We start from the raw sequence: 11,255 nt of genomic DNA, 5'->3' as shown, positions 1-11,255 counted from the left end.
ACTTAGGGCAGTTCGAGAGAGCTGCCCTTTTCTTTGCCTGCTAAAAAAGGTGGTAGCGCTGGTATAGCAGTTCGCCGTGGCGATGCTTGTTCAGTGCCTTGGCATCGGTCTGCATGAAATTCCACAACACATTGCCAGCCTGGATATTCACGACAACCAGCATTTGCCGCCTGCTCTCGTAAGCACCAATGAATGCCAGCCGAGCCGAACCATCGCTGTACGCGACACGCCAAATTTCCAAGGGGCCCGTCAGCGTGTCCAGTGCAACCCTGACATACCGCTCCCTCGCGTCCTGTCGCTTCTCAACTATATGCCGCAGCGTTGCACGCCGAATCCGAACCCCTCCCAAAGGAGACGTTATACAAACTTCGGAACACGCCGCGTCAATGAGCCCCAAGTTAGAAGCCACGACCTCAACAGCTTCGGCAACATCCTCGCCCGCAGCCACCTCCTCAATCGGGCAGGAACGAAGCGCCCTGTCGAGGCTGCGCAAATCTGGCAAACCGTAATCAAGCCAGGTTTGCTGGCCTTTTGACTCATAAATAGCGGGCATTGCCCATCGCGCCGACTCGCTGATTGATTGGCCCGAGAGTCTATTCTCAGAGAGCAAAAACCAGCGCAGCAGGAGCATTTCAAAGCGTTTCTACCGCACCAAATCCCAGGCATTCACCTGGACCAACACATTAACGACCATTCGTCGGCCAGGGCACACCACGCGCCGACCCAAATTCAAATGCATATTGCGGCCATAGGGCGCCCAACTTGCCCCCCAGCCCGAATTGGGCGTTTTTTTTGCAGCAGTTGGCGGGCATACTAGGCCGTCCCTTTCCCTGGTGTCGCCCGCCTCTATGCTTCGCGCCTTGATTTCCCTTGCCCTTGTCTGCCTGCTCCAACCGGCGTTTGCCGATGAGCGCGCACAAACCCAACAACAGTTGGACGCTACGCGTCAGGACATTACCGAGCTGAAAAAGCTGCTCGGCAAGCTCCAGGAAGAAAAATCCGGGGTGCAGAAAGACCTGCGCGGTACGGAAACCGAGATGGGCAAGCTGGAGAAGCAGGTCCAGGAGCTGCAAAAAGAATTAAAGAAGAGCGAGTCGGAACTGGAGCGACTCGACGCTGAGAAAAAAAAACTCCAGGGCGCACGCGTTGAACAGCAACGCCTGATCGCCATCCAGGCCCGCGCCGCTTATCAGAGTGGTCGCCAGGAATACCTCAAGCTGCTGCTGAACCAGCAGAACCCGGAAAAATTTGCGCGCACCCTCACCTATTACGATTACCTGAGCCAGGCGCGTCTCGCGCAACTGAAGGGTTTCAACGAAACCCTGCGCCAGTTGGCCAACGTCGAACAGGAAATTGCCGACCAGCAATCACAGCTGCTCGACCAGAAAACCGCCCTCGACACCCAACGCGATCAGTTGGAACAAGTACGCAAGGAACGCCAACAGGCCCTGGCCAAGCTCAATGACGACGTGAAGGCCCGCGACGCCAAGCTCCAGGCCCGCGAGCAGGACCAGGCCGACCTGGGCAAAGTCCTCAAGACCATCGAAGAAACCCTGGCCCGCCAGGCACGTGAGGCTGAAGAAGCGCGCCAGAAAGCGCTGATCGCCCAGCAGGAAGCCGAAAAAAAGCGCCAGCGTGAGGCCGAACTGGCAGCCACCACGGACGCCCCGGCGCCCCGTAAACCGGCGCATGCAGCCCCTGGCCCGCTGGTTTCCAGCGCCGGCGAGAACTTCGGCGGCCCTTTTGCTTCGGCCCGCGGCAAACTTCCATGGCCAGTTGATGGTCGATTACTGGCACGCTTCGGTGAAACCCGTGGCGATGACACCCGCGCCAAGTGGGACGGGGTGATGATCAGCGCCTCTTCCGGCAGCCAGGTCCACGCCGTCCACGGTGGCCGTGTGGTGTTTGCCGATTGGCTGCGGGGCGCCGGTTTGTTGGTGATTTTGGACCACGGCAATGGCTATTTGAGCCTTTACGGCCACAATCAGACTTTACTCAAGTCGGCAGGTGATGTTGTAAAAGCCGGTGAATCCATCTCCACTGTCGGTAACAGTGGTGGCCAGGACACCCCGGCGCTGTACTTCGCTATTCGTCAGCAGGGTCGCCCGAGCGATCCTGCACAATGGTGCCGTTCCCAAGGATAGGGCCGCATCTACATTAGGAGTTCGTTCGACATGCTGCATTTGTCCCGCCTCACTTCGCTGGCCCTGACCATCGCCCTGGTGATCGGCGCGCCCCTGGCTTTCGCCGCACCGACCGCACCGGCTGCACCCGCAGTGACCACCAAGGCGCCATTGCCGCTGGACGAGCTGCGCACCTTTGCCGAGGTCATGGACCGGATCAAGGCAGCTTATGTCGACCCTGTAGACGACAAGACCCTGCTGGAAAATGCCATCAAGGGCATGCTCAGCAACCTTGACCCGCACTCCGCCTACCTCGGCCCGGAAGATTTCGCCGAGCTGCAGGAAAGCACCAGCGGTGAGTTCGGCGGCCTGGGCATTGAAGTCGGCTCCGAAGATGGCAACGTCAAGGTGGTCTCGCCCATCGACGACACCCCGGCTTCCAAGGCTGGCATCCAGGCCGGCGACTTTATCGTCAAGATCAACGGCCAGCCAACCCGTGGCCAGACCATGACCGAAGCCGTGGACAAGATGCGCGGCAAGATCGGCCAGAAAATCACCCTGACCCTGGTGCGCGATGGCGGCACGCCGTTCGACGTGACGCTGACCCGCGCGACCATTGTGGTCAAGAGCGTGAAGAGCCAGCTGCTGGAGTCGGGCTACGGCTACATCCGCATCACCCAGTTCCAGGTCAAGACCGGCGACGAAGTGGCCAAGGCCCTGGCCAAGCTGCGCAAGGACAACGGCAAGAAGCTCAACGGCATCGTGCTTGACCTGCGCAACAACCCGGGCGGCGTGTTGCAGGCGGCGGTGGAAGTGGTCGATCACTTCATCACCAAGGGCCTGATCGTGTACACCAAGGGCCGTATCGCCAACTCCGAGCTGCGCTTCTCGGCCACCGGCAACGATCTCAGCGAAAACGTGCCATTGGCCGTGCTGATCAACGGCGGCAGCGCCTCGGCGTCGGAAATCGTCGCCGGCGCCCTGCAAGACCAGAAGCGCGGCGTGCTGATGGGCACCACCAGTTTCGGCAAAGGCTCGGTGCAAACCGTGCTGCCGCTGAACAACGACCGTGCCTTGAAGATCACCACCGCGCTGTACTACACGCCGAACGGTCGCTCGATCCAGGCCCAGGGCATCGTGCCGGACATCGAAGTGCGCAAGGCCAAGATCACCAACGAGGCCGACAGCGAGTACTACAAAGAGGCGGACCTGCAAGGTCACCTGGGCAATGGCAACGGTGGGGCCGACCAGCCAACCGGCAGCGGCGCCAAAGCCAAGCCGATGCCGCAGGACGATGACTACCAACTGGCCCAGGCGCTGAGCCTGCTCAAGGGCCTGAGCATCACCCGCAGCCGTTGATATGCGTCTTGCCCTGATCATCGCTGTGCTGTGCAGCCTGGCCGGGGTCGCTCACGCGGCCCCGGCCAGCGAATCGCATAAAGCCTACCTGACCCTCATCATCGACGACCTTGGGCAAAACCTGCCCCGGGATCGTCGCGTGCTGGCCCTGCCTGGGCCAGTGACCACGGCGATCATGCCCGACACGCCCCACGCCGCCGAATTCGCCCGCGAGGCGCACAAGGCCGGCAAGATCGTCATCCTGCACATGCCCATGGACCCGGCCACCGGCCCGTTCGCCTGGCACCCCGAGCTGCCCATCGAAGAACTCGGCAAGCGCCTGGACGCCGCGTTCAAGGCCGTGCCCTACACCGCCGGCATCAACAACCACATGGGCAGCCGCATGACCGCTCAGCCCGCGGCCATGGCCTGGCTGATGGCCGAGCTGCAACGGCGCAACAAGTTCTTTGTGGATAGCCGCACCAGCGCGCAGACCGTCGCCGCCGCCGAGGCGCAGAAGATCGGCCTGGCCAGCGTCTCGCGGGACGTGTTCCTCGATGACGAGCGCACTGAAGCAGCCATCACCACGCAGTTGCAGAGCGCAATCAAGCTAGCCCACAAGCAGGGCTCTGCAGTGATGATCGGCCACCCGTATCCGCAAACCCTCGCGGTGCTGGAACGCGAACTGCCCAAGCTCAAGGCCCAGGGTGTGGATTGGATCGATATCAAGCTGATGATCAGTGTGCGCAGCAACCAGGCGATGGCGGGGCATGGCAAGGACGGCACCTACCGGCCCGCTGCTAGATAAGTACCGCTTGAGCCCTGTGCCAACCCTGAATAGTGAGCCCTTCACCTCACGATTCAGGACGCCCCATGAACATCACCCATATTGCCCTTTCCGGGCTGCTGCTTGGCAGCCTGCCAGGCGCGCTAATTGCCGCACCCAAGGACTTCGGCGAAGGCCTGGTCAACACCAGCGCCGCGCGCCTGCTCACCAATGCCCGCCAAGAACACGCGCAGTGGAACGGCGTCGGCCGCATCCGCAACGAAGCCCAGACCCTGTGTACGGCCACCTTGCTGGACACCCGTGACGCCAGCGGTAAGTCCGGCCCGGCGTACGCACTCACCAGCAGCCATTGCCTGCATCGCCTAAATGGCGCGGTGCAAAGAGACCTGCCGATCAAGGGCAGCATCAGCTTCAACTATTTCGACGACACCCTGGAGTCGATCAAGACCTACCCGCTGAAAACCTTGAAATGGGGCAGCAGCCAAGGCGTTGACCTCGCGATTATCGAGTTACAGGCCCCGTTAGCAGACCTGCTCAAAGATGGGATTACCCCACTCAAACTCGCCGATGAAGTCCCCGCCGATGGCAATGACATCCTCGCCCTGGCCGCTCCCGAATGGGACACCTTGCACCTCTCGGCATGCGTCCAGCAAAGCTCCCGGGAACTGGTGGAGCAACCGTTCGTATGGCGTGTCACCATGAAAAACCAATGCCAAGGCATCGCACGCGGCAGCTTTGGCGGGCCGCTGCTCGACCGGGCCACCAATACGGTGTTCGGGATCCTCAGCACCAGCACCACAGGCCAGCCCGAGGAGCGCAAATGCCAGCGGGACGCACCCTGCGAAATCAACAACGGGCAGCCCACCTGGCATCCCGACACCAACTACGGCAGCCCCGTGGTTTTTCTCAACCAGTGCTTTGCCGGCGGGGTGCTAAACGCCGACAACGAATACTGCGACCTCTACCCGATCACCTCGATCACCTTCAGAAACCCGGAACCGATCCAGCAGTACTTCGTGAAGAAGCCAGGGGGCAAAAGCAAAGATATCGTGCCCCGCTGGAACTTGACGTTCACCACCAATACCCCGTTCTACCGCTACAAAACCACACGACGCGCCATTGAATGCGAAAACCCGGTGAACTACAGCTCACCGATCAACGCCGAAAACGCCTACATCAACAACGCAATTGGCCCACAGACCGGCATGCATATGCTGTGCATTGTCGGTGTGGCATCCGCCGAACAAGCGGTGACCAACGGCATGATGCGAAATGCCCTGACCCTTGCGGTCGAACTCGCCGAACCCGGCCCGGCGCGAACGCCTGACTTGACCATCAGCCTCGACAAATACGGTCTCGGCGCCTACACCGTGATCTGGAATCTGGCCCCGCCGTTCATGCATCGTTACACCTATAAATATGGCCCCGCAGCCACTACCGACTGTTTGCGCCCTGCCGGCTTCTCGTCGATCCCGCCCGAGCCCTTGCTCGATGAAGATGACGAGCCCATCGAGTTGGTCCGCCCACTCAATGACGCCTCTGACCCCGCGCGGGAAAAGTTCGCCCAATTGATCAGCATCAGGTCCACGCCAATCAAGATCTGCACTTACGCATACGACCAGGCAGACCAGCCCTCGACCCTGCGGATCGATCTGCTGAAACCTCGTTGACCCCTTAAATAGCTACCGCTTGTACTGGCCTGGAGTCGTCGATAGTGAGCCTTCCAACCCTCTGGAGAGTTCACCGATGAATCCCCTGCAATTCAATGACCTGCTCATCAGCTTCACCTGCGAGTTTCTGCCACTGTGGAACGACAAGGGGTCTGGCGCGTATAACGCCGTCAGCCTGTGGCGCCCCAGTACCGCCTCCGACGCCCTTGGCCAGTTCTTCCCCTTGGGCGACATCGCGACGAGCAACTATCTGAATATCAACCAGCGCAAAATTGTCGCAGTCGTCAGTGATGCCAATAAGGTAAATGGCACTGCGTTGCGCCCGCCGAATGACTACCAACTGGTATGGCGGGACGCGGGCTCAGGCGCGCGGACCGACTTGTCCATCTGGCAACCATTGGCGCCTGAAGGCTATGTCGCAATGGGTCTGGTGAGTGGCGTAGGTTATGAAAAACCATCGCGCAATGCCGCACGCTGTGTGCGCAGCGACCTGGTGGTAAGCGCGCAGCCCGCCGAGCTGATTTGGAGTGATTCCGGCAGCGGGGCATCCAGTGATTTCAGTGCCTGGGCCATTGCCGCACCAGAAGCCGTACCGGGAGAAATCAACTTGGCCCCCGGCACTTTCACGGGTATCGCAGGCTACACCAAGCCAACTCTGCCGGCCTACGCTCTGCGCCTGGCACTCTCGACGCAACTGAGTGAACCTGCGCCCCCGCCACCGCTCACCGGCTTTGAAAGCCCCACCGTAACACCCACCTCGGCGGCGCCGCAGGTCTGTCAATTGCCATGGTTCTGTGTGAGAGACCCGGAACTGAGTCCTGTCGAGCAACTGGATTCTTCGCCGATCTATCGCCTGGAACGTACTGACCGCCACCTGCCCGCCGGCTTCGGACACAACACCACCGCCACCATACAGCCGCATGCCTGGACCGCACTCAAAGGCGAGGTCGGAAATCACTCGCTCGCTCTTGCGCACACCTCTTCTGTTTCGCTGCACAGCAGTTGGTCCGCAAACGCACGCCATTTCGAATTGAAATTTTCAGCGAACCTGGACCCGGCCTTTACGCATACCCAGCGTTCCGCCAAGGGCTGGAATGTTTCATCTCCCTTGGAAATCATCACCTACGTTCCGGCAAAAAAAGCTGTCGCGGCCTACCTGATTCAAAGTGAATACCGCTTGCTGCGCCAGGACGGCGGCCAAGTTTCGACCACCGTCACCTACACCAACGGTGATCAGGTTTACATGAGCGAGTTTCCCCACGATGAACCGGTACACAGCGAGGAACCTGCGGTACAGCCCCCGCAGGCATCATCCGAACTAGAGGTAGCGAGCCATGATCTCGTCGATGTGCCCATCGCGCCTTAACTGATCAAGCGCCGCTTGCAGCTTGGTCACCACCTCATCCGGCACCTGCTTGTTGAGCGCCAGGTACAACTGGGCACTGTTGAAGCGCAGCACGGTCTTCAGGCCTGTCACCCCCACCTGGCGCGCCAGGTAGCGCCCGGCTGGATCACCGGTGGCCCACAGGTCGATCTGGCCATCCAGCAGCTTTTGCGCGTTGTCCTGGTCGCGCAATACCACCACCGGGTTGAGGCCCTGTTTTTCCAGGGTCTCGGCGATGGCATCGCCTTTGTAGGCGCCAATCTTGTAGCGGCGTGCATGCTCAAGGTCAGCCAATTGGATCTTGCTGTCAGCCTTGGCCAACAGCACCCAGTCGTCCGGGCCGATGGGGCCGACCCATTTGAACAAGGCCTCTCGGTCCGGCAGGCGCGCCATCACGAACACGCCATAACCGGGTTTTTCCAGGGCGAGCTTGTAGATTCGCTCCCAAGGAAAACGCAGGGTGAGGTTGTAGGAAATGCCGGCACGCTTGAAGGTTTCGCGCACGATGTCCACGGCGATGCCTTCGATGTTGTCTTCCTTGGCGAAGTTCTTGCCGTTTTTCGCCATGTTGTAGGGCGGGAAGTTTTCCGTCAGCAGCACCAGGGCGGTGCCAGACGGTTCCTCGGCACGGGCCGAGCCCGTCAACAGGATGGACGTACTGGCGAGGGCGAGCAGCAGCTGTTTGAACATGAAGGGATACCGGAATCCATGGCAAGCGCAGAGAGTGCCGCGCACTTGCCATGGTGTCCAGCAGCGTTTAACGAACGACGATACCGCGCGCCGCCATGTAGGCTTTTGCCTCAGGAACGGTGTATTCGCCAAAGTGGAAAATACTCGCCGCCAGCACCGCGCTGGCGTGACCTTCGATCACGCCGTCGGCCAAATGCTGCAGGTTGCCGACGCCGCCGGAAGCGATCACCGGAATCCCCAGCGCGTCGCTGATGGCACGGGTGACGCCGAGGTCGAAGCCGTTCTTCATGCCGTCCTGGTCCATGCTGGTCAGCAGGATTTCACCGGCGCCCAGGCCTTCCATCTTCATCGCCCACTCCACCGCGTCGAGGCCGGTAGGCTTGCGACCGCCGTGGGTGAAGATCTCCCAGCGCGGGGTTTCGCCCGGGCCGGAGACTTTCTTGGCGTCGATGGCCACCACGATGCATTGCGAGCCGAAGTGCTGCGCGGCTTCGCCGACGAACTCCGGGTTGAACACGGCGGCGGTGTTGATGGAAACCTTGTCCGCGCCGGCGTTGAGCAGGTTGCGGATGTCTTGCACGGTGCGCACGCCACCGCCCACGGTCAGCGGGATGAACACCTGGCTGGCCATGCGCTCGACGGTATGCAACGTGGTGTCGCGGCCGTCGACGCTGGCGGTGATGTCGAGAAAGGTAATCTCGTCGGCACCTTGCTCATCGTAGCGACGGGCGATTTCCACCGGGTCACCGGCGTCGCGGATGTTCTCGAACTTGACGCCCTTGACCACGCGACCGTTGTCGACGTCCAGGCAAGGGATGATGCGTTTGGCCAGCGCCATGGTCAGTCCTCAGCCGTTGTAGGCGTCGCAGTAAGCCTGGGCTTCGGCGACGTCCAGGGTACCTTCGTAGATCGCGCGGCCGGTGATGGCGCCGATGATGCCGGGGGCCTTGGCGTCCAGCAGCGACTTGATGTCACCCAGGTTGTGGATACCGCCGGAAGCGATCACCGGGATCTTGGTCGCAGCGGCCAGCGCGGCGGTGAACGGCACGTTGCAGCCCTGCATCATGCCGTCTTTGGCGATGTCGGTATAAACGATGGCGGACACGCCGTCGGCTTCGAACTGCTTGGCCAGGTCGATGACCTGCACGGTGCTGATTTCAGCCCAGCCGTCGGTGGCGACGAAACCGTCTTTAGCATCCAGGCCCACGATCACTTTGCCCGGGAACGCGCGGCAGGCTTCGGCAACGAAGGCCGGGTCTTTGACCGCCTTGGTGCCAATGATCACGTAGCTCACGCCGGCCTTGACGTAGTGCTCGATGGTTTCCAGGGAGCGGATACCGCCACCGATCTGGATCGGCAGGTGCGGGTAGCGCTTGGCGATCGCAGTGACCACTTCGCCGTTGACCGGCTGGCCTTCGAAGGCGCCGTTCAAGTCCACCAGATGCAGGCGACGGCAGCCCCCTTCCACCCATTTGGCAGCCATGCTCACCGGGTCATCGGAGAACACGGTGGAGTCTTCCATGCGGCCTTGACGCAGACGTACGCAGGCGCCGTCCTTGAGATCGATAGCGGGGATAATCAGCATCTGGCAAACCTTATTCGATATTCAGCAATGCTTGGGAAATCAGGGTTTCTCAAGCGACCACAGGTCGCTTTCGATGCTTTCGAACCGCTCTTTGAGCAGCGTCTGCGCATCGAAAATCGCCCGGTTGTAATAGTGCGGCGCCACTTCAGCGGTGAACAGTTCAAGGATCTCGGCGACCTCGAACGAACCCAGCTTCAGCTCGAAGCGATCTTCCATGAACCGCTTGATCTTGAGGGTAGCCTCACTCTCCTGTTCGGGCGTGAGGTTCAAGAGCGGTAACTTCGGCTTCTTGGCCATTTACCAGCGTCCGTTCCAGGCGGCGAAGTTCTGCAGCAATTGCAGGCCATGGGTATGGCTCTTCTCCGGATGGAACTGCACGGCAAAGCGCGAACCTTCGGCCAGCGCGGCGGCGAAATCGACACCGTAGTGCCCGCCGCCCACCACCTGGGCCGGGTTGCCGGCGGCGATGTAGTAGCTGTGCACGAAGTAGAAGCGCGCCAGGTCCGGGATGTCATGCCACAGCGGGTGATCCACCGTCTGGCTGACTTCGTTCCAGCCCATGTGCGGGACTTTCAGGTGGGCGCCGTCTTCGTGCAAGTCCTTGCCGAAGAACTTCACCTGGCCGGGAAACAGGCCGATGCAGTCCACGCCGTCGTTCTCTTCACTGCGGTCGAGCAAGGCTTGCATGCCCACGCAGATACCGAGGAACGGACGATCCTGGCTGACTTCGCGCACCAGGCTGTCAAAGCCCAGGCGGCGGATCTCGGCCATGCAATCGCGAATCGCGCCAACGCCGGGGAATACCACCCGGTCGGCTTCGCGAATCACGTTGGCATCGCTGGTGATCAGCACCTTGCCGGCACCTACGTGTTCGAGGGCCTTGGCCACCGAGTGCAGGTTACCCATGCCGTAATCGATAACCGCGACCGTCTGCATTACAGGACGCCCTTGGTCGAGGGCATTTGCCCGGCCATGCGGTCATCCAGCTCCACGGCCATGCGCAGGGCGCGGCCGAAAGCCTTGAACACGGTTTCGATCTGGTGGTGGGTGTTGGTACCACGCAGGTTGTCGATGTGCAGGCTGACCAGGGCGTGGTTGACGAAACCCTGGAAAAATTCCTGGAACAGGTCGACGTCAAAGCCGCCCACGGTGGCGCGGGTGTACGGCACGTGCATCTGCAGGCCTGGGCGGCCAGAGAAGTCGATGACCACACGCGACAGCGCTTCGTCCAGCGGGACATAGGCGTGGCCGTAGCGACGGATGCCTTTTTTGTCGCCGATGGCCTTGGCAAACGCCTGGCCGAGGGTGATACCGACATCCTCCACAGTGTGGTGGTCGTCGATATGCAGGTCGCCCTTGCTGACGATATCCAGGTCGATCAGCCCGTGACGGGCGATCTGGTCCAGCATGTGCTCAAGAAAAGGTACACCGATATCAAATCGGGCCTTTCCGGTGCCATCCAGGTTGATCGAGGCTTTGATCTGGGTTTCCAGAGTGTCGCGCTCGACGGACGCCTTACGTTCGGCCATCACCAGCTCCGCAAAATCATTGGGCGAAAAAGGCAGCCATTATAGGGGCGCGGGCGCTAAACAGAAACATCGGAGGGGATAAGACTGATGGAGTGTCGGGGATAGACATGTGCATACAAGCAGGTGCTCCAGGATGGGGCACCTGCCTG

At 60.9% G+C, this 11,255-nt stretch carries 12 protein-coding genes; 5 read left to right on the top strand and 7 right to left on the bottom strand.

Annotated elements, in window-relative coordinates; all coding sequences use genetic code 11:
- Positions 1–40 precede the first annotated feature (40 nt).
- Positions 41–631, bottom strand: a complete 591-nt coding sequence (locus tag DBR46_RS05945) for a PBECR2 nuclease fold domain-containing protein (protein ID WP_256659239.1) — start codon at positions 629–631, stop codon at positions 41–43.
- 217 nt (positions 632–848) lie between these two features.
- On the opposite strand from DBR46_RS05945, the gene DBR46_RS05940 reads away from it, so the two are divergent.
- The 5 genes from DBR46_RS05940 (at position 849) to DBR46_RS05920 (ending at position 7,284) form a co-directional block, all read left to right on the top strand.
- Complete coding sequence (locus DBR46_RS05940; RefSeq protein WP_124525400.1) at positions 849–2,144, top strand: murein hydrolase activator EnvC; 1,296 nt, start codon at positions 849–851, stop codon at positions 2,142–2,144.
- Between the two features lie 30 nt (positions 2,145–2,174).
- Positions 2,175–3,482, top strand: coding sequence for a S41 family peptidase (locus DBR46_RS05935; RefSeq protein ID WP_124525399.1), 1,308 nt, complete (start codon positions 2,175–2,177; stop codon positions 3,480–3,482).
- Between the two features lies 1 nt (position 3,483).
- Positions 3,484–4,269 carry a divergent polysaccharide deacetylase family protein gene (locus tag DBR46_RS05930; RefSeq protein ID WP_124525398.1) on the top strand — a complete coding sequence of 262 codons (786 nt, stop codon included), beginning with the start codon at positions 3,484–3,486 and terminating at the stop codon, positions 4,267–4,269.
- Positions 4,270–4,334: 65 nt separating this feature from the next.
- Positions 4,335–5,918, top strand: coding sequence for a trypsin-like peptidase domain-containing protein (locus tag DBR46_RS05925; protein WP_124525397.1), 1,584 nt, complete (start codon positions 4,335–4,337; stop codon positions 5,916–5,918).
- Positions 5,919–5,994: 76 nt separating this feature from the next.
- Positions 5,995–7,284, top strand: coding sequence for a Vps62-related protein (locus tag DBR46_RS05920; protein WP_124525396.1), 1,290 nt, complete (start codon positions 5,995–5,997; stop codon positions 7,282–7,284).
- On the opposite strand, the gene DBR46_RS05915 is transcribed toward DBR46_RS05920, so the two are convergent.
- The 6 genes from DBR46_RS05915 to hisB all read right to left on the bottom strand — a co-directional run bounded on the left by DBR46_RS05915 (position 7,237) and on the right by hisB (position 11,106).
- On the bottom strand, positions 7,237–7,992 hold the full coding sequence (locus DBR46_RS05915) for an ABC transporter substrate-binding protein (protein WP_124525395.1): 756 nt from the start codon (positions 7,990–7,992) through the stop codon (positions 7,237–7,239). The genes DBR46_RS05920 and DBR46_RS05915 overlap by 48 nt on opposite strands.
- A gap of 67 nt (positions 7,993–8,059) precedes the next feature.
- Positions 8,060–8,830 carry an imidazole glycerol phosphate synthase subunit HisF gene (hisF, locus tag DBR46_RS05910; RefSeq protein WP_003171107.1) on the bottom strand — a complete coding sequence of 257 codons (771 nt, stop codon included), beginning with the start codon at positions 8,828–8,830 and terminating at the stop codon, positions 8,060–8,062.
- A gap of 9 nt (positions 8,831–8,839) precedes the next feature.
- Positions 8,840–9,577 carry a 1-(5-phosphoribosyl)-5-[(5-phosphoribosylamino)methylideneamino]imidazole-4-carboxamide isomerase gene (gene hisA, locus DBR46_RS05905; protein WP_078740239.1) on the bottom strand — a complete coding sequence of 246 codons (738 nt, stop codon included), beginning with the start codon at positions 9,575–9,577 and terminating at the stop codon, positions 8,840–8,842.
- 39 nt (positions 9,578–9,616) lie between these two features.
- On the bottom strand, positions 9,617–9,874 hold the full coding sequence (locus tag DBR46_RS05900; protein ID WP_124525394.1) for a DUF2164 domain-containing protein: 258 nt from the start codon (positions 9,872–9,874) through the stop codon (positions 9,617–9,619).
- Entirely contained in the window at positions 9,875–10,513 is a 639-nt protein-coding gene (hisH, locus tag DBR46_RS05895; RefSeq protein ID WP_124525393.1) for an imidazole glycerol phosphate synthase subunit HisH, read from the bottom strand. It abuts the gene before it with no gap.
- Positions 10,513–11,106 (bottom strand): imidazoleglycerol-phosphate dehydratase HisB, encoded by a 594-nt coding sequence (gene hisB / locus DBR46_RS05890; protein ID WP_003218037.1) that lies wholly within the window; start codon positions 11,104–11,106, stop codon positions 10,513–10,515. Before hisB ends, hisH begins: the two co-directional genes overlap by 1 nt.
- Positions 11,107–11,255 lie beyond the last annotated feature (149 nt).

The organism is Pseudomonas sp. KBW05 (assembly GCF_003852405.1).
In the GTDB taxonomy this organism is placed as follows: Bacteria; Pseudomonadota; Gammaproteobacteria; order Pseudomonadales; family Pseudomonadaceae; genus Aquipseudomonas.
This window is presented reverse-complemented; position numbering and strand designations above follow the sequence as displayed.